Annotated in this window: 19 protein-coding genes and 1 pseudogene; 5 read left to right on the top strand and 15 right to left on the bottom strand. The window is 59.8% G+C overall.

Annotation, left to right across the window (positions count from 1 at the left end):
* Positions 1–184 precede the first annotated feature (184 nt).
* The 11 genes from hutG to hutC form a co-directional block, all read right to left on the bottom strand.
* On the bottom strand, positions 185–988 hold the full coding sequence (gene hutG / locus NL64_RS13590) for an N-formylglutamate deformylase (protein ID WP_034148580.1): 804 nt from the start codon (positions 986–988) through the stop codon (positions 185–187).
* Positions 989–998: 10 nt separating this feature from the next.
* A complete protein-coding gene (hutI, locus tag NL64_RS13585) occupies positions 999–2,204 on the bottom strand; it encodes an imidazolonepropionase (protein WP_034148579.1) in 1,206 nt (401 codons plus the stop codon).
* Between the two features lie 126 nt (positions 2,205–2,330).
* On the bottom strand, positions 2,331–3,869 hold the full coding sequence (gene hutH, locus NL64_RS13580) for a histidine ammonia-lyase (RefSeq protein WP_155292755.1): 1,539 nt from the start codon (positions 3,867–3,869) through the stop codon (positions 2,331–2,333).
* Between the two features lie 111 nt (positions 3,870–3,980).
* Entirely contained in the window at positions 3,981–5,504 is a 1,524-nt protein-coding gene (gene hutH, locus NL64_RS13575) for a histidine ammonia-lyase (RefSeq protein WP_034148660.1), read from the bottom strand.
* A 153-nt stretch (positions 5,505–5,657) separates the two neighbouring features.
* Complete coding sequence (locus NL64_RS13570; protein WP_052321246.1) at positions 5,658–6,488, bottom strand: quaternary amine ABC transporter ATP-binding protein; 831 nt, start codon at positions 6,486–6,488, stop codon at positions 5,658–5,660.
* Positions 6,485–7,336 carry an ABC transporter permease gene (locus tag NL64_RS13565; protein WP_034148578.1) on the bottom strand — a complete coding sequence of 284 codons (852 nt, stop codon included), beginning with the start codon at positions 7,334–7,336 and terminating at the stop codon, positions 6,485–6,487. The genes NL64_RS13570 and NL64_RS13565 overlap by 4 nt, the downstream gene beginning before the upstream one ends.
* A 70-nt stretch (positions 7,337–7,406) precedes the next feature.
* Positions 7,407–8,375 carry an ABC transporter substrate-binding protein gene (locus tag NL64_RS13560; RefSeq protein ID WP_034148577.1) on the bottom strand — a complete coding sequence of 323 codons (969 nt, stop codon included), beginning with the start codon at positions 8,373–8,375 and terminating at the stop codon, positions 7,407–7,409.
* A 69-nt stretch (positions 8,376–8,444) separates the two neighbouring features.
* Entirely contained in the window at positions 8,445–9,917 is a 1,473-nt protein-coding gene (locus tag NL64_RS13555; RefSeq protein ID WP_034148576.1) for a purine-cytosine permease family protein, read from the bottom strand.
* A gap of 140 nt (positions 9,918–10,057) precedes the next feature.
* Positions 10,058–11,740, bottom strand: a complete 1,683-nt coding sequence (gene hutU, locus NL64_RS13550) for a urocanate hydratase (protein WP_034148575.1) — start codon at positions 11,738–11,740, stop codon at positions 10,058–10,060.
* Positions 11,741–12,211: 471 nt separating this feature from the next.
* The gene (locus tag NL64_RS13545; RefSeq protein ID WP_034148574.1) at positions 12,212–12,781 is read right to left on the bottom strand and encodes a HutD/Ves family protein; all 570 of its coding nucleotides are present in this window, start codon (positions 12,779–12,781) and stop codon (positions 12,212–12,214) included.
* Complete coding sequence (hutC, locus tag NL64_RS13540) at positions 12,778–13,446, bottom strand: histidine utilization repressor (protein ID WP_253277088.1); 669 nt, start codon at positions 13,444–13,446, stop codon at positions 12,778–12,780. Before hutC ends, NL64_RS13545 begins: the two co-directional genes overlap by 4 nt.
* A gap of 188 nt (positions 13,447–13,634) precedes the next feature.
* Here hutC and NL64_RS13535 point away from each other — a divergent pair, with 188 nt between their 5' ends.
* Positions 13,635–14,999 (top strand): formimidoylglutamate deiminase, encoded by a 1,365-nt coding sequence (locus NL64_RS13535; protein ID WP_034148572.1) that lies wholly within the window; start codon positions 13,635–13,637, stop codon positions 14,997–14,999.
* Between the two features lie 106 nt (positions 15,000–15,105).
* On the opposite strand, the gene NL64_RS13530 is transcribed toward NL64_RS13535, so the two are convergent.
* Positions 15,106–15,675: a lipocalin family protein gene (locus NL64_RS13530; RefSeq protein WP_034148571.1), complete on the bottom strand. Its 570-nt coding sequence runs from the start codon at positions 15,673–15,675 to the stop codon at positions 15,106–15,108.
* 30 nt (positions 15,676–15,705) lie between these two features.
* On the bottom strand, positions 15,706–15,960 hold the full coding sequence (locus NL64_RS13525) for a lipoprotein (RefSeq protein ID WP_034148570.1): 255 nt from the start codon (positions 15,958–15,960) through the stop codon (positions 15,706–15,708).
* Positions 15,961–16,208: 248 nt separating this feature from the next.
* On the opposite strand from NL64_RS13525, the pseudogene NL64_RS31090 reads away from it, so the two are divergent.
* The 4 genes and pseudogenes from NL64_RS31090 to NL64_RS13510 all read left to right on the top strand — a co-directional run.
* Positions 16,209–17,276 (top strand): annotated as a pseudogene (locus NL64_RS31090) (HAMP domain-containing protein); the annotation flags it as partial.
* A 93-nt stretch (positions 17,277–17,369) separates the two neighbouring features.
* A complete protein-coding gene (locus tag NL64_RS31085; protein WP_411741311.1) occupies positions 17,370–18,134 on the top strand; it encodes a methyl-accepting chemotaxis protein in 765 nt (254 codons plus the stop codon).
* A gap of 195 nt (positions 18,135–18,329) precedes the next feature.
* Positions 18,330–18,602, top strand: coding sequence for a type II toxin-antitoxin system Phd/YefM family antitoxin (locus NL64_RS13515; protein WP_034148568.1), 273 nt, complete (start codon positions 18,330–18,332; stop codon positions 18,600–18,602).
* Positions 18,599–18,931, top strand: a complete 333-nt coding sequence (locus NL64_RS13510; protein WP_034148567.1) for a type II toxin-antitoxin system RelE/ParE family toxin — start codon at positions 18,599–18,601, stop codon at positions 18,929–18,931. The genes NL64_RS13515 and NL64_RS13510 overlap by 4 nt, the downstream gene beginning before the upstream one ends.
* 8 nt (positions 18,932–18,939) lie before the next feature.
* Here the strand turns inward: NL64_RS13510 and NL64_RS13505 are convergent, their stop codons facing one another.
* Positions 18,940–19,542, bottom strand: coding sequence for a DUF924 family protein (locus NL64_RS13505; RefSeq protein WP_034148566.1), 603 nt, complete (start codon positions 19,540–19,542; stop codon positions 18,940–18,942).
* 3 nt (positions 19,543–19,545) lie between these two features.
* Positions 19,546–20,556 carry a class 1 fructose-bisphosphatase gene (locus tag NL64_RS13500; protein WP_034148565.1) on the bottom strand — a complete coding sequence of 337 codons (1,011 nt, stop codon included), beginning with the start codon at positions 20,554–20,556 and terminating at the stop codon, positions 19,546–19,548.
* Positions 20,557–20,712 lie beyond the last annotated feature (156 nt).

The raw sequence follows: 20,712 nt of genomic DNA, 5'->3' as shown, positions 1-20,712 counted from the left end.
TAAGGGGTCGAGGTCATCCCTGGGGGGACTTCTATTATTCTGCCGTTGGGCATCATAAACCCGAATTACGCCAATGAGCATGTCCCCTGTAGGAGCTGCCGCAGGCTGCGATCTTTTGATCTTGAAAATCAGAATCAAAAGATCGCAGCCTGCGGCAGCTCCTACAAGGGAATCGCGTTGAGATTCAGCGTTTGTAGCGTTCCTTACCCCACGTGAGCAAACCTTGTAACAACTCTTTCAATACCACCCGAGTCGGCTCAGCCAGATCCGGCCGATAACGGAACGGCTCGAACTCTTCCATATACGTGCACTGCCCCAACTCCAGTTGCACGGCATGGATGTTTTCCGCCGGGTTGCCGTAATGCCGGGTGATGTGGCCACCCTTGAAGCGCCCGTTGAGCACATGGCTGTAGTCCGGATGCCCGGCGCAGATCGCTTCCAGTTGCGTCGCCAGCTGTGGATCGCAACTGGCGCCGTTGAAGGTGCCGAGGTTGAAGTCCGGCAGCTTGCCGTCGAACAGGTGCGGAATGATCGAGCGGATCGAGTGCGCATCGAATAGCAACGCGTAGCCGAACTCGGCTTTCAGTCGCGCCAGCTCGTTCTGCAAGGTGCTGTGATACGGCGTCCAGATCTGTTCCAGGTAGGTCGCGCGTTCTTCTTTCGAAGGCTCCAATCCTTCACGGAACAATGGAATGCCGTCGAACAGCGTCGCCGGATACAGGCCGGTGGTGGCGCCGACATATAAAGGTTTGTCATCGGACGGACGGTTCAGGTCGATGACGAACCGTGAGTACTCGGCAGCCAGGGTGCTGGCGCCCAGTTCGGCGGCGAAATCGTAAAGCTGCGGGATGTGCCAATCGGTGTCCGGCAGGCTTTTCGCGTCGGGGATCAGCCCGGCTTCGACCGCAGGCGTCAGACGCACACCGGCGTGGGGCATGCTGATCAGCAGCGGTACGCGGCCTTGTTTGAAGTTCAGAACCTTATCCACAACTGTTCTCCTAAACGCTCGTTTCGACGCCGTGACGCACGACGCGTTTTTCCAGATCGCCGCCCAGCCAGTACGACAGGTCGGCCGGACGATCGATTTGCCAGGCAACAAAATCCGCGACCTTGCCGGCCTCAAGGGAACCGTGAGTGTCGGCCATGCCCAACGCGGTGGCAGCATGGATCGTCGCGCCGGCCAAGGCTTCTTCCGGGGTCATGCGGAAACAGGTGCAGGCCATGTTCAGCATCAGGCGCAGCGACAGTCCCGGCGAGGTGCCCGGGTTGAGGTCGCTGGCGATGGCGATTTTCACGCCGTGCTTGCGCAGGGCTTCCATCGGCGGCAGCTGGGTTTCGCGCAGAAAATAGAACGCGCCGGGCAGCAAAACCGCGACGGTGCCGGACTGGGCCATGGCGATGGCGTCGTCTTCGGTCATGAATTCCAGATGATCGGCGGACAGTGCGTGGTAACGCGCCGCCAGTGTCGAGCCGTGCAGGGACGACAACTGTTCAGCGTGCAGCTTTACCGGCAGGCCCAGTTCTTGCGCGGTGATGAACACGCGTTCGACCTGCGCTGGCGAAAACGCCAGGTATTCGCAGAACGCATCGACCGCATCCACCAACCCTTCGGTGGCCAGGGCCGGGAGCATTTCAGCGCAAATGTGATCGATATAATCGTCAGCGCGATCCTTGTATTCCGGGGGCAAGGCGTGAGCGGCCAGGCAAGTGGCGCGCACGCTGACCGGCAGTTCGGCGCCGAGGCGACGGGCTACACGCAGCATCTTGCGCTCGTTGGCCAGGTCGAGGCCGTAACCGGATTTGATCTCGATGCTGGTCACGCCGTCGCGCATCAGGCTTTTCAAGCGCTTGGCGGCGCTGGCGAACAGCTCGTCTTCGCTGGCCGCGCGCGTGGCGCGCACGGTGCTGGCGATGCCGCCGCCGCTTGCGGCGATTTCCGCGTAGCTGACGCCTTGCAGACGCTGCTCGAATTCGCCGCTGCGGTTACCGCCGAACACCGTGTGGGTGTGGCAATCGATCAGGCCCGGCGTGACCCAGGCCCCTTTCAAGTCGTTGACGGCCGGGTACTCGCCCGCCGGCAGTTCAGCGCGCGGGCCAACCCATTCAATGAGCGCACCGGACGTCACGATGGCCGCGTCCTCGATGATCGAGTAGACGCCTTGCGCCATGGTTGCGACGTGGCAGTGTTGCCAGAGGGTGTTCATCCCGGGTTCCTCGTCTTGTTCAAAATCGAATCGCTGGCAAGCCAGCTCCCACAGTGACCCGGGTGTCTGTAATTTTTGTGTTCACACCAGATCCCTGTGGGAGCGGGCTTGCCCGCGATGGGGCCCTTACAGGCTAGGAAGCAACTTGGCCGTGACCAGCTCGTTCAAGCACCGCGAAGCCAGCAACTCAGTCGCCGCATTGATGTCCGGCGCAAAGAACCGGTCCTTCTCATAAAACGGCACTTCGTTGCGCAGAATCGCCCGCGCCTTTTCCAGCTTCGGCGAAGTCTTCAGGCCGTTGCGCAAGTCCAGACCCTGAACCGCCGCCAACCATTCCACCGCGAGAATCCCGCGAGTGTTTTCCGCCATTTCCCACAGACGCTTGCCCGCCGCCGGAGCCATGGACACGTGGTCTTCCTGGTTGGCGGAGGTTGGCAGGCTGTCCACCGAATGCGGATGGGACAGCGCCTTGTTCTCGCTGGCCAGTGCGGCAGCGGTCACTTGGGCGATCATGAAGCCGGAGTTCACGCCGCCGTTGGCCACCAGGAACGGCGGCAGTTGCGACATGTGCTTGTCCATCATCAACGAGATGCGGCGCTCGCTCAGGGAGCCGATTTCAGCGATGGCCAGGGCCATGTTGTCAGCGGCCATCGCCACTGGCTCGGCGTGGAAGTTGCCGCCGGAGATCACATCGCCTTCCGCGGCGAATACCAGCGGGTTGTCAGACACGGCGTTGGCTTCGACAGCCAGCACTTCCGCGGCCTGACGGAATTGGGTCAGGCAGGCGCCCATGACTTGCGGCTGGCAACGCAGGGAGTACGGGTCCTGCACTTTTTCGCAGTTTTCGTGGGAGTCAGAGACTTCACTGCGCTCACCCAGCAGATCGCGATACGCGGCAGCGGCGTCGATCTGGCCTTTCTGGCCACGGGCCGCGTGGATGCGGGCGTCGAACGGCGAGCGCGAGCCGAGTACGGCTTCAACGGTCAGGCCACCGAGCGCCAGGGCTCCGGCGAACAGGTCTTCACCTTCGAACAGGCCACGCAGGGCGAATGCGGTGGACACCTGAGTACCGTTGAGCAGCGCCAGGCCTTCTTTTGCGGCCAGGGTCAGCGGCGTCAGTCCGGCGACTTTCAGCGCTTCGGTGGCTTCCATCCACTCGCCTTTGTAGCGCGCCTTGCCTTCACCCAACAGCACCAGCGACATGTGAGCCAGAGGCGCCAGGTCGCCGGATGCACCAACCGAGCCTTTCAGCGGAATGTGTGGGTAAACCTCGGCGTTGATCAGGGCGATCAGCGCGTCGATCACAACGCGGCGGATGCCGGAAAAACCACGGCTCAGGCTGTTGACCTTGAGCACCATGATCAAGCGCACCAGATCGTCGCTGATCGGCTGGCCGACACCGGCGGCGTGGGACAGCACCAGCGAGCGTTGCAGGTTTTCCAGGTCTTCGCTGGCGATACGGGTAGAGGCCAGCAGACCGAAACCGGTGTTGATGCCGTAGGCGGTGCGATTTTCGGCGAGGATCTGTTCCACGCAGGCGACACTGGCTTCGATCTGCGCCGAGGCGCTGTTGTCGAGGGTCAGTTTCACCGGTTGCTGATACACCTCACGCAGTTGAGCGAGGGTCAGTTGGCCAGGGATCAAATTAAGCGCAGTCACGTTCATTCTCCTTTTGAGAGTTTTTATTAACTAACCAGACGCTCCGGAGATGTCCGTTGTCCGTCGCTTCCCACCTTTTGGGGGGCTGGCGCCTTGGCACGCTGGCTTATGTAGAAATCAGTTCAGGTTCGGAAATTTCTTGTGCAGCAAATTCGCTTCTTTCAACACACCGGCAGCGGCGGCTATGTCCGGCGCTAACCAACGGTCCTGATCATAGGCCGGGACGCGTTCACGCAGCAGTCGCCACGCCGCACCGGTGCCGGCACCGAAACGTTGCTCCTTGAGGAATTCGAACGCCTGGGCCGCCAGCAAGTACTCGATGGCGAGGATCTGCGTGCAGTTTTCCAGGGCACGGTGCAGCTTCAGCGCGGCATTGGTACCCAGGCTCAGGTGATCTTCCTGCAGGCCCGAAGTCACGTAGTTGTCGAGCACTGCCGGTTGCGCCAATTGGCGGTTTTCCGCGCACAGCGACGCGGCGACGTATTGCACGATCATCATCCCGGAATTCACACCCGGATTGGCCACCAGGAACGCTGGCAGGCCGCTGACGTGCGGGTTGATCAAACGATCGAGGCGACGCTCGGCGATGGAGCCGATTTCCGCCATGGCAATCGCCAGCAGATCCGCGGCCATTGCGACGGACTGGCCGTGCGGGTTGGCTTGGGAAACCACGCGGTAGTTGTCCGCGGTGCCCAACACCAGCGGGTTGTCGGTGGCGCTGTTGAGTTCGGTTTCAATTTGCTTGGTCGCATGCAGCAGTTGGTCGCGAGCGGCGCCGTGTACCTGCGGGATCGAGCGAATGCTCAAGGCGTCCTGGGTGCGAATGCCTTTGCTGCTGGCGATCACTTCACTGCCATCAAGCAATGCGCGTAAGTTGATGCCGACCTGCTGCATGCCCGGGTGCGGCTTGAGCGCGATGATTTCGGCATCGAAGGCGTCGATCTGCCCGCGCTGCGCTTCAAAACTCATGGCACCGATCACGTCGGCCCATTCCAGCAGATGCGCGGCGTCAGCAATGGCCAGGCAGCTCAGGCCCGTCATGCATGGCGTGCCGTTGACCAGGCACAGTCCATCTTTGGCACCCAGCTTGACCGGTTGCAGGCCTTCTTCCGCCAACGCCTGCTGCGCGGAAACGATCTGCCCGCGATAGCTGACATTACCCACGCCCAGCAAAGCGATGCCGATGTGCGCCATGTGGGTCAGGTAACCCACGGAACCCTGGGACGGCACTTGCGGGGTGATGCCGCGATTGAGCAGCGCCAGCAGTGCTTCGACCACTTGGCGATGCAGGCCGGACTTGCCATGGCTGTAGTTGACGACGGCAGCGCACATTATCGAGCGGGTTTGCTCGTTGGTCAGCGGTGCACCTACGCCACAGGCGTGGCTGAGCAAGGTGTTGCGCGACAACTGACTGAGTTGTTCGTCCTGCAGCGAGACGTTGCACAGCGCACCCAGGCCGGTGTTGATGCCGTAGGCACGTTCGCCGCTGGTGACGATGCGCTGGACGATCGCCTGCGCGTTTTCGATGCGTGCCCAGATCTGGGGGGACAGCTCAAGCTGTGCGCCATGACGGGCGACGGCGACCACGTCCTGCCAAGTGACCTGCGCTTCGGTGATAACGATTTTTTCAGCCTGGGACATCTGGAGCCTCATACAAAATTCATGGACATGTGACACCTGTGGCGAGGGAGCTTGCTCCCGCTGGGCTGCGTAGCGGCCCCAAAATTTTGCGACCGCTTCGCGCTCGAGCGGGAGCAAGCTCCCTCGCCACAAAAGCGGTCCCGCCACCCACTTTTAAACCACCGCCGCCCGACGCTGCACGAACCGGTCGACATACTCATCCGCCGGCGAATGCAGGATCTCTCGTGGCGTGCCGACCTGGATCAGGCGGCCGTCCTTGAGGATCGCGATGCGGTTGCCGATGCGCACGGCCTCGTCGAGGTCGTGGGTAATGAAGACGATGGTCTTGTGCAGGGTCTTTTGCAGTTCCAGCAACTGGTCCTGCATCTCGGCGCGGATCAGCGGGTCGAGGGCACTGAAGGCTTCGTCCATCAGGATGATGTCGGTGTCCGCCGCCAGTGCGCGGGCCAGGCCAACACGCTGACGCATGCCGCCGGAGAGCTGGTGCGGGTATTTGTTTTCGTAGCCCTTGAGGCCCACGGTGTTGATCCAGTGCAGGGCGCGCTCGCCGCACATTTGCTTGCTCTCGCCACGGATTTTCAGGCCGTAGGCGACGTTGTCCAGCACGCTCTTGTGCGGCAGCAGGCCGAAACTCTGGAACACCATGCTGATCTTGCGCCGGCGAAATTCGCGCAGGGCTTCCATGTCGTATTGCAGGATGTCCACGCCGTCCACCAGGATCGCGCCGCTGGTCGGGTCGATCAGGCGGTTGAAGTGACGCACCAGGGTGGATTTGCCGGAGCCGGACAGGCCCATGATCACGAAGATCTCGCCGCTGCCGATGCTCAGGGACAAATCGTTCACGCCGACCACACAGCCGGTTTCGGACAGCACCTGATCTTTGGTCTTGCCTTGGCCGATCATGGCCAGCGCCTCCTTGGAACGGTTGCCGAAAATCTTGAAGACGTTTTTGACTTCGATCTTGCTCACGGTTGCGTTGTTCATTTGCTCACCTCATGCCGTGCACGACCGTACGCCTGTGTAATGCGGTCGATCACTACGGCCAGAATCACGATCGCCAGGCCGGCTTCCAGGCCGCGTCCGACGTTGAGGGTCTGAATCCCCACCAGCACGTCTTCACCCAGGCCACGGGCACCGATCATCGAGGCGATCACCACCATCGACAGGGCCATCATGGTGGTCTGGTTGATACCCGCCATGATGCTCGGCAGGGCCAGCGGCAGTTGCACACCGAACAGTTGCTGCCAGCGGTTGGCACCGAAGGCGTTGATCGCTTCCATCACTTCGCCGTCGACCTGGCGAATACCCAGATCGGTCAGACGGATCAGCGGCGGTGCGGCATAGATCACGGTGGCGAAAATCGCCGGGACCTTGCCCAGGCCGAACAGCATCAGCACCGGGATCAGGTACACGAAACTCGGCATGGTCTGCATGATGTCCAGCAGCGGCATCAGCACCGAACGCAGACGATTGCTGCGTGCCGAGAGAATGCCCAGCGGAATGCCGATCAGCACCGAAATGATCGTCGCCACCATCATCAGCGCGAGGGTTTGCATCAGCTTGTCCCAGAGGCCGACCGCACCCACCAGGAACAGCAGACCGACGATAACCGCCGTGGTCACGACTTTACGGGTCGCATGCCAGGCCACGCCGGCGACGATCGCCAGCATCAGCCACCAGGGCGCCGCACGCAGCAGCCCTTCGAGATTGACGATGGCCCACAACAGGGTGTCGGAGATGTGGCGGAACACGTCGCCGTAGTTGGTGACCAGCGAATCGACCCAACCGTTGACCCAGTCGGCGATGGAAAAGGTAAAGCTTTCGGGAAACATAAGAGACTCTCAATCAAGGGGTTGCGATCAAGCGTCCGACTGTCGCTGCCGACAGCCGGAGAAGCCCGACCTACAAGGCCGCGTCGATTTTCTTGGCTGCGTCTTCGCTCACCCATGCGTGCCAGACTTCAGGATGTTCCTTCAGGAAGATCTTGGCCAGTTTTGGCGACTCGATGCGCTCTTTGGTCATGCGACCCAGGTTCTGGTTCAGCAGGTCGATTGGAATGTTGACCTTTTCCAGCACGCTCACCAGTTCCGGTGCTTCTTCGTGGAAAGTCTTGGACAGGCCGACCTTGATATCCACGGTCTTGTTCACACCGGGTTTCTCTTCGAGTTTCACCACGTCGATCTGGCCCATCAGCGGGGTTGGCGACCAGTAGTAGAACAGGATCGGCTCGCCACGCTTGTAGCTCGACAGCACCGCGGCATCCAGCGCCGGGCCGGTGCCTGGGCGGAAGTTGGTGTAGGTGCTTTCCAGGCCGTAGCTTTTCAGCATTTCGCTGTTGTCGAGCTCACAGGTCCAACCGGCCGGGCAGTTGTAGAAACGGCCCTTGGCAGGCTCTTCAGCGTCCTTGAACACGGCGGAGTATTTGGCCAGGTCGGCGATGTTTTTCAGGTCCGGCGCCTTGGCCTCCAGCTTACGCTTGGCGTCGCCTTCGATCACGTAACGCGGCACGTACCAGCCTTCGATGGCACCGACCACCGGCGCGCCGACACCGACGACTTTGCCGGCCTTCTCGGCCTTGTTCCAGACTTCACTGCGGCCGACCCATTCTTCAGCAAACACCTGGATGTCGTTGCTGCTCAAGGCGTTTTCCATGGTGATGGAGTTGCCCGGCAGGCTGTCGGTCTTGCAGTCGTAGCCTTTCTCCAGCACGACTTGCATCACGTCGGTCAGGAGCATGGCGCTTTCCCAGTTCAGGCCGGCGAATTTCACCGGTTTGCCCGACTCGCACCAACCCGCCGCCTGAGTGGCGCCAGCGCTGGCCAGCAGGCCCATGGAAAGCAAAGTGGTCAGCAGGGTCTTGTTCGATTTCATTGTGTGACGCTCCTAATCATGAATTGGCTTACGGCAGTCAAGAGGCATCCAGCCCTGTCCACGTCCAAATCAGGCCTGCGCCGCAGCGCGACCGGCCCCGCTTGTTTTAGGTTGTACAACGCTGTCCTGCTCGACCGGCAGAATCATTTGATCGGGCACGCTGCCGTGCCATTTTTTTGCACACACGTAATACAGGGCTGCGGGAATCACCAGACCGATGATCCAGGAAATATCCACGTCACCCAGCGCGGCCACCAGCGGGCCGGTGTAGAACTTGGTGGAGATGAACGGCAACTGCACCAGCACACCGAAAACATAGACGCTGATACCGAGGGCGTTCCAACGTCCGTAGCGACCGTTCGGATCGGCTAGCGCCGGCACGTCATAGCGCTCGCGGGTGATGCAGTAGTAGTCCACCAGGTTGATTGCGCTCCATGGCGTGAAGAACGCCAGCAAGAACAGGATGAAAGACTTGAACGCACCGAGGAACGAGTGCTGGCCGAGCAATGCCATCAGGGTCGCTGCACCGACAATCACCAGAACGAAGGCCAGACGCTGCAAGCGCGTGACTTTCAGCTCACCACGGAAGCCGCTGATGATGGTCGCAATGCACATGAAGCTGCCGTAGGAGTTCAGCGTGGAGATGGTGACCTTGCCGAACGCGATGCTGAAGTACAGCAGCGCAGCGGTGGCACCGGTACCGCCCAGACCGACGATGTAGGCTACTTCGTGACCGGCGAATTGGCCGTTGGCCGAAGCGGCGGCAAACACGCCGAGGATCATCGCCACTTGCGCGCCAATGACCGAACCCGCACCCGCAGCGAAAAAGGTTTTCACCGAGGAAACGGTGCTCGGCAGGTAGCGTGAGTAGTCAGCCACGTAGGGGCCGAAAGCGATCTGCCAGGACGCCGCGAGCGACACCGCCAGCAGGAAGCTGCTCCAGCTGAAGTGACGGATTTGCAGGAGTGCGCCAACGTCCACCTGGGTCATCAGGCGGCTGAACAGATACACAAAGGCAATCACGCCAATGACACTGGCGACACGGCCGATCCAATGGATCACCCGATAGCCCAGCACCGTGACCAGCACGATGACACTGGCAAAAATGAGGATACCGACGCTGTCGCTGACACCAAACAACTGACCCAGCGCCTGGCCGGAAAGGACCGTGCCCGTTGCGGTAAAGCCCAGGTACATCAGGCACACCAGCACAATCGGGATGGCCGCACCGTAGACGCCGAACTGCACCCGGCTGGAGATCATCTGCGGCAAGCCAAGCTTGGGCCCTTGCGCGGCATGCAGCGCCATCACGCCGCCGCCGAGCAGTTGGCCGATCAACAGACCGATCAACGACCAGAACACATCACCGCCCAGCACCACGGCCAAAGCCCCGGTGACAATCGCGGTGATCTGCAGGTTGGCACCCATCCACAAGGTGAACTGGCTGAACAGACGACCGTGTCTTTCCGCTTCCGGGATGTAGTCGATCGAGCGTTTCTCGATCAACGGTTTGCTGCCTGCACGCTCGCTGTTAACAGCCATGGTTCAACCTCTGTGGATTGTTATTCGGTGTTGGTGTGATCCCCTGTAGGAGCCGGCTTGCTGGCGATCCATGCGGCGCGGTGTAACTGGTGCACCGCACAGATGCTATCGCCAGCAAGCCGGCTCCTACAGGGCAAGCATTACTTGCCAGTAATCATCGGCAGGTTCAGCCCTTGTTCCTTGGCGCAGTCGATGGCGATCTGGTAACCGGCATCGGCGTGACGCATAACGCCAGTGGCCGGGTCGTTGTGCAGCACGCGAGCGATACGCTCGGCCGCTTCGTCAGTACCGTCGCAGACGATCACCATGCCCGAGTGCTGGGAGAAGCCCATGCCGACGCCGCCGCCGTGGTGCAGGGAAACCCAAGTCGCGCCGCTCGCGGTGTTCAGCAGAGCGTTGAGCAATGGCCAATCGGACACAGCGTCGGAACCGTCCTGCATCGATTCGGTTTCGCGGTTCGGGCTCGATACCGAACCGGAGTCCAGGTGGTCGCGACCGATGACGATTGGCGCGGACAGCTCGCCGCTGCGAACCATTTCGTTGAATGCCAGACCCAGCTTGGCGCGCAGGCCCAGGCCAACCCAGCAGATACGCGCCGGCAGACCCTGGAAGCTGATGCGCTCGCGGGCCATGTCCAGCCAGTTGTGCAGGTGCGCGTCGTCCGGGATCAGTTCTTTGACCTTGGCGTCGGTCTTGTAGATGTCTTCAGCGTTGCCCGACAGTGCAGCCCAACGGAACGGGCCGATACCACGGCAGAACAGCGGACGGATGTAAGCCGGTACGAAACCCGGGAAGTCGAATGCGTTTTCCACGCCTTCTTCTTGCGCCATCTGACGGATGTTGTTGCCGTAGTCGAAGGTCGGCACGCCCATTTTCTGGAAGTCCAGCATCGCTTTAACGTGCACGGCCATCGATTGCTTGGCGGCTTTGATTACAGCGGCCGGCTCGGTCTTGGCGCGAGCGCGGTACTGGTCCCAGGTCCAGCCGGCAGGCAGGTAACCGTTGAGCGGGTCGTGGGCGCTGGTCTGGTCGGTGACCATGTCCGGGCGTACGCCGCGCTTGACCAGTTCAGGCAGGATTTCTGCCGCGTTGCCCAGCAGAGCGATGGAGATCGCCTTGCCTTCCTTGGTGTATTTTTCGATGCGAGCCAGCGCGTCGTCGAGGTCATTGGCTTGCTCGTCGACATAGCGGCTTTTCAGACGGAAATCGATGCTCACCTGTTGGCATTCGATGTTCAGCGAGCAAGCGCCGGCCAAGGTTGCGGCCAGTGGCTGAGCCCCACCCATGCCGCCCAGGCCAGCGGTCAGTACCCACTTGCCTTTCAGGTCATCGTTGTAATGTTGGCGGCCGGCTTCGACGAAGGTTTCGTAGGTACCCTGGACGATGCCCTGGCTGCCGATGTAGATCCAGCTGCCGGCGGTCATCTGGCCGTACATGGCCAGGCCTTTGGCGTCCAGTTCGTTGAAGTGCTCCCAGCTCGCCCAGTGCGGAACCAGGTTGGAGTTGGCGATCAGCACGCGTGGAGCATTGGTGTGAGTCTTGAACACGCCGACCGGCTTGCCGGATTGCACCAGCAGGGTCTCGTCGTCGTTCAGGTTGGTCAGGCTCTCGACGATCTTGTCGTAGCATTCCCAGTTACGTGCCGCACGACCGATACCGCCGTAAACCACCAGTTCTTTAGGGTTCTCGGCGACTTCCGGGTCGAGGTTGTTCATCAGCATGCGCAGCGGCGCTTCGGTCAGCCAGCTCTTGGCGGTCAGCTTGTTACCGCGGGCAGCGCGGATTTCAACGTCACGAAACTTCGTAGGTTTATTGTCAGTCACGAAAAAGACTCCTCAGCGATCAATCCAAACCAACCCTGGCGGTGGGTAAGCCAGCCTGTGCGCGTCAAAGCGCAGCAAGCGAATCAGTGGACGTTGCGGGGAGTCTCGAATCGACTCATACGCATACGTCTTTACTTGTACATACAAGCATATGCAATCAAGCGGCCAACTTGTTGGATGGGTGTTCAAGAATAATTCTGGAGCGGCTGGAGAGCGCCTGGATCAAGGGTTCTGGCGAAGATGAAATTTTTTGCGGGGATTTTTTTGAGGAGGTGTTAATTGTTACTTGAGCGTGGTTTTGCGCCACGCTGGGGCGTTCGGTAACAAAGTGGTGCGCTTTTAGGAACGTTTAAATAGCAAAAGATCGCAGCCTTCGGCAGCTCCTACAGGGATCATGTGCACCACACAATTTGTGGACAACATCGATCCTGTAGGAGCTGCCGAAGGCTGCGATCTTTTAAGGGTTTTGAATCAGCGTGCGATCAGCTCGATCACGCAGCACGGACCATTACTGGAGACTTCCAGCAAGCCGTTGTTACCGTCGAATTGCAGGCAATCATGGCGACCCAGTTGCTGGACGCTGTTACCAACGCTCACTCCCAGCGTGTCACTGACACTGAAAACCAGCACTGTGCCGGCCTCGCTGAAAAACCGCTGCTCACCATCCAGCCACTGGAACCTTGCGCTGTAACGCTGCGGCGCATAGATCAGGTTGAAATCGCGGATCGGTCCACCGAGCAAAGTGCAGGAGACTTTGCTTTCGCCACTGAAGGCAAACGGATCGATCGGTAACAACGACCGCGTGACTCGACCGTCCACCGACAAGGTCATGCCGTCACCCTGCAATACGGTGATGATCCGCTCGTAACCGGCGAAGGTCGAAAACCCGCCTGACTCGCCAATGTCGGCAATCGACAGGCGCCAGCCGAAACCATCCAGGCCAGTCCCGGCATCGCGGGTGATTTCCTCGGTGCTGCCGCCGCCGTTTTTCCACGGCATGCGCGGGTAATCTTTGGCACGTAATACTTTCAAACTGCTCATTTATGGAAGCGTCCTTCCAGACGATGACGGGAACCGGGGTGTATCAAGCGAGCGGCGGTCACAGGCTGACGACCGGACCAGGTGCGGCGTCGAATCAGCAGGCACGGCTCGCCTTTTTCAATCTGCAGCAACTTGCATTCGGACGACTCGGCCAGAATCGCCTCGACCACGTGCTCGCCTTCGGTCAGCGGCGCGACCTGGTTCAGGTAGGCGTAAGGCGTTTGCAGGGTGAAGTCCTGCTTGAGGTAGTCCGGCGCCACCAGTGCGTTGACGAAACGGTCTTCGATTTGCACCGGAATATCGTTTTCGAAATGCACGATCAGCGAGTGGAAAACTTTCTGGCCTTCGCGCATGTCCAGGGCCAGCGCGCGCTCGGAGCCGGCAGCCTCTTCTTCAAGGGTGATGACCTTGCAGGTGTGGCGATGGCCACGGGAGGCGATTTCGTCGGCGATGTTGTGCACTTCAAACAATGCGGACTGGCTTTTTGGCTCGGCGACGAACGTGCCGACGCCTTGCATGCGCACCAACAGACCGTCGGCGGTCATCTCGCGCAGGGCTCGGTTGATGGTCATGCGGCTGAAGCCTAGCTGACTGACCAGCTCGCTTTCGGACGGCACGCGGTAGTGCGGCGGCCAGGCTCCACTGTCAATTTGCTGGGTGATCATTTGTTTGACGCGAGCGTACAAGGGCGCCGGACTGTCGCCCAAATTGGCACTCAGCGGCGATGTGGCAGGCGGAGTCGGCACGGTTAATCCTTGTTCATTTGTCGAGGGTTACTAGATTGCCGGAGTTTACCGAGCAGGCAAACGTCTGTATATGTATATACAAATAACACACGATGGGGTGCTGAACCATGTCCGCCTTCTTTGCCGAACGCGCGCTGCTGCCTAGTGGATGGGCCAACAATGTACGTCTTGAGGTCAGCGCCGACGGCGTATTGACCCATATCCAGGCCGATTCCCACGCAGATGGCGCCGAAAAGCTGAGCGGTCCGCTGCTGCCGGGCATGCCGAATCTGCACTCCCATGCGTTCCAGCGCGCCATGGCGGGTCTTGCGGAAGTGGCCGGCAATCCGAACGACAGTTTCTGGACCTGGCGCGATCTGATGTACCGCCTCGTCGGAAAAATCAGCCCGGAGCAACTCGGCGTTATCGCCCGTCAGCTGTACATCGAAATGCTCAAGGCCGGTTACACCTCGGTGGCGGAATTTCATTACGTGCATCACGACAACAACGGCCAGCCTTACGCTGATCCGGCGGAATTGGCGCTGCGCATCAGCCAGGCCGCCCGTTCTGCCGGTATCGGCTTGACCTTGCTGCCGGTACTCTACAGCCACTCCGGGTTCGGTGGCCAAACGCCGAACGAAGGCCAGCGCCGCTTTATCAACAGCACCGAAAATTACCTCAAACTGCAATCGCGCCTGCAACCGATCCTGGCACAGCAACCGGCGCAGTCCCTTGGTTTGTGTTTCCACTCGTTGCGCGCGGTCACGCCGCAGCAGATCAGCGAAGTCCTGGCCGCCAGCGACAAGCAGTGCCCGGTGCACATTCACATCGCCGAACAGCAGAAAGAAGTTGACGACTGCCTGAGCTGGAGCGGCCGTCGTCCGCTGCAATGGCTGTATGAGAATACCGAGGTCGACCAACGCTGGTGCCTGGTCCACGCGACCCACGCCAACCCGGAAGAAGTTACGCTGATGGCCAAGAGTCGCGCCATCGCCGGGCTGTGCCTGACCACCGAAGCCAACCTCGGCGACGGGATTTTCCCGGCGGTGGACTTCCTCGCCCAGGGCGGGCGCATGGGCATTGGTTCCGACAGCCATGTGTCGTTGAGCGTGGTGGAAGAGTTGCGTTGGCTGGAATATGGCCAGCGTCTGCGCGATCAGCGCCGCAACCGTTTGTATGGCGCGGATCAGCCGATGGTTGGCCGCACGTTGTTTGATGCCGCGCTGGAGGGTGGCGCCCAAGCGTTGGGTCAGCCGATTGGCGCATTGGAAGTCGGCAAGCGTGCGGATTGGTTGGTGCTGGATGGCAACGATCCGTACCTGGCGACAGCGAGCGGTGACGGGATTTTGAATCGCTGGTTGTTTGCCGGTGGCGATCGGCAGGTGCGGGATGTGCTAGTGAACGGCCAGTGGGTCGTGCGTGATGGGCGGCATGCCGGGGAAGAGGAAAGCAATCGCGCCTTCACCCAGGTGTTGCGCGACCTCTTGGGCTAAGGCCCGCCCTTCGTAGGAGCCGGCTTGCTGGCGATGGAGTGTCAGTCAACTTTGATGTAGCTGACACACCATCGCCAGCAAGCCGGCTCCTACAGGGTTTATTGGATCAGTTTGAAGTCTTGGCCATCTGCGTATCCGACGCTCGCCAAATCAACCGCGTAGTGTCGTAACCCTGCTGACGCGCCTTGCTCAGCAACTCCTCACGCACCACCCCATTGACCTTCGGAGTGCGTGACAACAGCCACAAATATTTGCGACTCGAGTCACCGACGATAGCCGTCTTGTAGTCATCGCTGACGTAAAGAACCCAGTACTCGCCCTTAGCAACGCCTGGAATCAGCCTCGAAAACCAGGTATCGAACTCGACCCACAATTTGTCGAACTTGCCCGGCACCTGCGGATAAGCCGTACCCTTGACCTCTTCCCACTGCCATTGCGCCGTCAGGCAGCGGTTCAATACCGCTACGTTGCCGTCAGGCTTGAGCGTGTAATGGGCTTCGGATTGCGCGCAGTCGCGCTGGAAGTACATCGGCAGTCGGGCCAACTCATACCAGGTGCCCTGGTAACGCTTGAGGTTGACGCTGCTGGCCGTCTTGGGTGCCAACGTATCCTGGCCAGAAGTGGCACAGCCGGCCAATAGCAGGCCGGCAAAAAGCATCATCAATAACCGCTTCATTGTTTTTCTCCGTGGGCGCATCGCCCCGGTTTACTTCAGGCCTTGGCCGGAAAACATCAGCACTTTGTCACCGGCAAACTGCACGCTGATAAAGCTGTTCTTGTCGCCCCAGGTGCAACTGGACATGCCGAGCGCGCCCGAACAATCGGTCGGTTTGCCGAGCAAGGTTTCAACCTCGGCCTTGGCCATACCGGACGAGAGTTTCGAGTAATTTTCCTGATTGACCTTGCTGCACGCAGCCAACAACACGCAGAACGAAAGCAGGGCGATGGAACGCAGCGACATGGTGTAACTCCGAGGGCGAAGGGATTGGCATGGCTGCCAAGCTGAACCTTAGAAGAGAAAACCCCTATCTGGTTCCCTGGCCGACCGGCTATTTATCAGGCCACTCGTCTGCCTTCTGATGGAAAATCAGCCACTTTGTTCGGCTACCGGGCATTTCGTCGGTTTTCGCCAAAAGCGCCTAATCTTTGGCGCCGCCCAGTCGACATAAATGGCAGCGCAATGCCCACGTCCGTGGCGATTGCCACCCTATGTCGTCCAGTCTTTCCGCGGTAGCTCATTTAATGACCAGAAACATGAAGTTCAGCCACAAGATCTTGTTGGCTGCTGCCCTCGTGGTGGCCGTTGCATTCGCTTGTTTCATCCTGTTCAACGACTATCGCCAGCGTCAGACGTTGCGCACCAGCACCGAAGCCTCGATGCAGGAACTCGGCAGCCTGACCACCAGCAACATCCAGACCTGGCTGGAAAGCCGTATGCAGTTACTGCAATCGATGGCCCAACAGGTCAGCGCCGATGGCAATGCTCTCGCCAGCCTGAAGCGGATCATCGACCTGCCCGCCTACACCGGCAATTTCCAGTTGAGCTACTTTGGTGGCGCCGATGGTGTGATGTTCTCGGTCCCGGCGGGCAACCGCGCGGCGGACTACGACCCACGTGCCCGTGGCTGGTACAAAGCGGCAAACAGCGCGCAACAAACCATCGTTACGGAACCGTACATCGCCGCCTCATCCGGCAAACTGGTCATCACCGTGGCCACTCCGGTGCAGCGCCAGGGCCAAATGATCGGCGTCGCCGGGGCCGACATCGACCTGTCCAGCGTCAGTGCGATCATCAACTCGCTGAACTTCGGCGGCCACGGTCACGCCTTCATCGTCAGCGCCGACGGCAAAATCCTGATTCACCCGGACAGCAAACTGGTGCTGAAAAACCTGGCAGACGCCTACCCCAATGGCGCACCAAAAGTCAGCCCGGGCATGAAAGAAGTCGAGCTCGACGGCAAGCGCCAGTTCATCTCCTTCACCCACGTCAACGGCGTGCCTTCGGCGGATTGGTATGTGGCGCTGGTGCTCGACCAGGACACCGCCTTCTCGATGCTCAGCGAATTCCGCACCTCCGCGGTCATCGCCATGTTCATTGCGGTGGTGATCATCATTGCGTTGCTGGGCATGCTCATCAGCTTCCTGATGCAGCCATTGCTGACCATGGGTCGCGCCATGCACGACATCGCCGAAGGCGAAGGTGACCTGACCAAGCGCCTGACCATTCACGGCCACGACGAGTTCGGCGCATTGGGGCTGTCGTTCAACCGCTTCGTCGAGCGGATTCATACTTCGATCATCGAAGTGTCCTCGGCCACCGGCCAGGTCAACGAAGTTGCCCTGCGCGTGGTCGCGGCGTCCAATTCGTCGATGTTCAACTCCGACCAGCAAGCCTCGCGCACCAGCAGCGTCGCGGCGGCAATCAACCAGCTCGGCGCCGCCGCCCAGGAAATCGCCCAGAACGCCGCCCTCGCCTCCCAGCATTCGAGTGATGCGCGCGCCTTGGCCGAAGACGGTCAGCAGGTCGTCGACAAGACCATTTCGGCGATGCATCAGCTCTCGGCGAAGATCAGCGATTCGTGCGGCAACATCGAGACGCTCAACAGCAACACCGTCAACATCGGGCAGATTCTGGAAGTGATCACCAGCATCTCCCAGCAGACCAACCTGCTAGCCCTTAACGCCGCCATCGAAGCCGCCCGTGCCGGTGAAGCCGGACGCGGTTTTGCCGTGGTTGCCGATGAAGTGCGCAACCTCGCCCATCGCACCCAGGATTCGGCGCAGCAAGTGCAGAAGATGATCGAAGAACTGCAAGTCGGCGCCCGCGAAGCCGTGAGCACCATGACCGACAGCCAGCGCCAGAGCGAAAGCAGCGTCGGCATCGCCAACCAGGCCGGTGAACGCCTGGGCAGCGTGACCCAGCGCATCGGCGAGATCGACGGCATGAACCAGTCCGTGGCGACCGCGACAGAAGAGCAGACGGCCGTGGTGGAATCGATCAACGTCGACATCACCGAGATCAACACGCTGAACCAGGAAGGCGTGGAGAACTTGCAGTCGACCTTGCGTGCGTGTGCGGATCTTGAACAACAGGCGGCACGATTGAAGCAGTTGGTGGGTAGTTTCAGGATCTAAGGCGCTCTCACTGGTCTCATCGCTGGCAAGCCAGCTCCCACAGGGATTCTCTGCCGTACAGATAGACTGTGATTGGCAAAAACCCGATGTGGGAGCGTGCCTGCTCGCGATGGCGGTATCACTGATCGCCCCAATCTGACACTAGACTGAATTAAGACTAAACTCGGTCTCACTCATTCTGCCGAGATCCACGCCATGAAGCTTTCATCTCAAATAAAGCCAATCAGCTATTTGAAGAGTCATACCGCCGAAATCGTCAAGACACTCACAGAAAGTCGCGAGCCTTTGGTGATTACCCAAAACGGTGAAGCAAAACTGGTCGTCATGGACGTGAAAAGTTTTGAGGAGCAAGAAGACACGATGGCTCTTTTAAAGCTTCTGGCAATGGGAAATCGTGAGATCGAGGAAGGCAAGTTTCGCGATGCCGAGGATGTTTTCGCTGACCTGGACAAGGTTGACCATCAATGAGTTTAAAGGTCGTCATTCTTCAGTCCGCCGAAACAGACTTGAAAGACCTTCGTACCTACCTCATCAAACATTTCTCAAGCCAAACCTGGCAAAGCACCTATTCCAGCCTTAAGGCCGCCATCCGCCATTTGGGCGCGCAGCCCTATTCAGGGTCGATACCGGAAGAAATCGAAAAGCTGAATCTCAGCCAGTATCGACAAGTCGTCTCTGGCATGAACAGGGTCATCTATGAGATTCGTGAACAGACAGTCTTCGTCCATATCATTGCCGACACGCGAAAAAGTCTGCCAAACCTGCTAATGAAACGGCTGCTTCAAGGCAATCCTTAAGGACGTCGTTAGAACCGCGACCCCGGCCTCGAAAGAAACGCCAATTCCTCAGCCGTACTCTCGCGTCCCAACACCGCATTCCTGTGCGGAAACCGTCCAAACTGCGCGATCACTTTCTGATGCCGCTCGGCGAAATCCAGGTAATCGGCAAATAACGCCCGATCAGCCGCCGGTTGCTGCGCCACCAATTCGATGTAACGCGAGACGCCTTCATTCTGCACCGCCAGATTTTCGCAATGCTCGAACACCAGCAAAATGAACACCTGCTGGATGGGCCGTAGCTGCCGATCGAAATCCGCAGCGATGCCTTGGGCGACCAGCGCCTGGGCCCTTGTATCACCGGAATAAGTCTTGGGAGTGTCGCGAAAGATCATTCGCGGGAGTTGATCGAGCAACAGCACCAGCGCCAGCCAACCTTCGGGGCATTGCGCCCACTCGGTCAATCCGCCGGCCAGTGCCTGTTCGACCTGGTCCCCGAAACGCTCGCGCGCTTCGAGGTCCTGGCTGTCACGCTTGCCGAACCACAACTTGCCCTTCTGCGCCGCCACTTCTTTGGCTGATTCGGAATTTCCGAACCACCATTCGAGCAACGGCTGCCAGGGCGCGGTCATGGTTTATTCCTTGTGGTAAGCCGTCACGCGTGCAACTTCTTCTTTCGAACCGAGGAACACCGCTACGCGCTGGTGCAGCCCTTCAGGCTGGATGTCGAGAATGCGTTGGTGACCATCGGTGGACGCGCCGCCCGCTTGTTCCACCAGGAACGACATCGGGTTGGCTTCGTACATCAGGCGCAGTTTGCCCGGCTTCGATGGCTCACGGCTGTCACGTGGGTACATGAACAGACCGCCACGGGTCAGGATGCGGTGTACGTCGGCGACCATCGCGGCAACCCAACGCATGTTGTAGTTCTTTTTCAGCGGGCCTTCATCGCCTGCCAGCAGCTCGCTGACGTAGCGTTGTACCGGCGCTTCCCAGTGACGCTGATTGGACGCGTTGATCGCAAATTCCTGGGTGGACTCAGGAATGGTGATGTTTTCGTGGGTGAGTACGAAACTGCCCATTTCACGGTCCAGGGTGAAGCCTTTCACGCCGTCGCCCAGGGTCAGGATCAGCATGGTCTGTGGACCGTAGATGGCGTAACCGGCGGCCACTTGCTGGGTGCCTGGCTGCAGGAAGGCCTTTTCATTCAAAGGTTCGTTCTGGCTCAGGTATTCGTTCGGGCAACGCAGCACCGAGAAAATGGTGCCGACCGGGGCGTTGATGTCGATGTTCGACGAACCGTCCAGCGGGTCGAATACCAGCAGGTACGCGCCTTTCGGGTATTTGCCCGGGATCTGGTAGGCGTTGTCCATTTCTTCGGACGCCATGCCGGCCAGGTGACCGCCCCATTCGTTGGCTTCGAGCAGGATCTCGTTGGAGATCACATCGAGCTTCTTCTGCACTTCGCCCTGGACGTTTTCAGTGCCCATGCTGCCCAGAACGCCGCCGAGGGCGCCTTTGGACACGGCGTGGTTGATCTCCTTGCAAGCACGCGCCACCACTTCGATCAGGAAGCGCAGATCGGCAGGAGTGTTGTTGCTGCGGGTCTGCTCAATCAAATAGCGACTCAAGGTAACGCGGGACATGGAAGGCTCCGGAGAATGGGGGGGGCTAAAAACCCGCGCAGTTTAACGCGAGTCGGGGCGTATTTCCTCCTATCAGACGTGATCGGCTGAAGAGAGTTCATGCGCGGGGTTTAGCGTAGATCGAATTGGTCTGGAAGTGAGCGTAAATGTCGCGGT

It is taken from the genome of Pseudomonas fluorescens (genome assembly GCF_000802965.1).
GTDB lineage: Bacteria > Pseudomonadota > Gammaproteobacteria > Pseudomonadales > Pseudomonadaceae > Aquipseudomonas > Aquipseudomonas fluorescens_A.
Note: the sequence above shows the minus strand (reverse complement) of the source record. Positions and strands in the feature narration are given on the sequence as shown.

Excerpts from the sequence above, each read along its gene's own strand:
- NL64_RS13545 (WP_034148574.1), bottom strand. The coding sequence starts at position 12,781 with ATGAGCAGTTTGAAAGTATTACGTGCCAAAGATTACCCGCGCATGCCG.
- NL64_RS13505 (WP_034148566.1), bottom strand. The coding sequence starts at position 19,542 with ATGACCGCGCCCTGGCAGCCGTTGCTCGAATGGTGGTTCGGAAATTCC.
- NL64_RS13530 (WP_034148571.1), bottom strand. The coding sequence starts at position 15,675 with ATGAAGCGGTTATTGATGATGCTTTTTGCCGGCCTGCTATTGGCCGGC.
- NL64_RS13515 (WP_034148568.1), top strand. The coding sequence starts at position 18,330 with ATGAAGCTTTCATCTCAAATAAAGCCAATCAGCTATTTGAAGAGTCAT.
- hutH (WP_034148660.1), bottom strand. The coding sequence starts at position 5,504 with ATGTCCCAGGCTGAAAAAATCGTTATCACCGAAGCGCAGGTCACTTGG.
- NL64_RS13510 (WP_034148567.1), top strand. The coding sequence starts at position 18,599 with ATGAGTTTAAAGGTCGTCATTCTTCAGTCCGCCGAAACAGACTTGAAA.
- NL64_RS13565 (WP_034148578.1), bottom strand. The coding sequence starts at position 7,336 with ATGTTTCCCGAAAGCTTTACCTTTTCCATCGCCGACTGGGTCAACGGT.
- hutC (WP_253277088.1), bottom strand. The coding sequence starts at position 13,446 with ATGATCACCCAGCAAATTGACAGTGGAGCCTGGCCGCCGCACTACCGC.
- NL64_RS31085 (WP_411741311.1), top strand. The coding sequence starts at position 17,370 with ATGTTCAACTCCGACCAGCAAGCCTCGCGCACCAGCAGCGTCGCGGCG.
- hutI (WP_034148579.1), bottom strand. The coding sequence starts at position 2,204 with ATGAACACCCTCTGGCAACACTGCCACGTCGCAACCATGGCGCAAGGC.
- NL64_RS13500 (WP_034148565.1), bottom strand. The coding sequence starts at position 20,556 with ATGTCCCGCGTTACCTTGAGTCGCTATTTGATTGAGCAGACCCGCAGC.
- NL64_RS13560 (WP_034148577.1), bottom strand. The coding sequence starts at position 8,375 with ATGAAATCGAACAAGACCCTGCTGACCACTTTGCTTTCCATGGGCCTG.
- NL64_RS13555 (WP_034148576.1), bottom strand. The coding sequence starts at position 9,917 with ATGGCTGTTAACAGCGAGCGTGCAGGCAGCAAACCGTTGATCGAGAAA.
- NL64_RS13570 (WP_052321246.1), bottom strand. The coding sequence starts at position 6,488 with ATGAACAACGCAACCGTGAGCAAGATCGAAGTCAAAAACGTCTTCAAG.
- NL64_RS13525 (WP_034148570.1), bottom strand. The coding sequence starts at position 15,960 with ATGTCGCTGCGTTCCATCGCCCTGCTTTCGTTCTGCGTGTTGTTGGCT.
- NL64_RS13535 (WP_034148572.1), top strand. The coding sequence starts at position 13,635 with ATGTCCGCCTTCTTTGCCGAACGCGCGCTGCTGCCTAGTGGATGGGCC.
- hutH (WP_155292755.1), bottom strand. The coding sequence starts at position 3,869 with ATGAACGTGACTGCGCTTAATTTGATCCCTGGCCAACTGACCCTCGCT.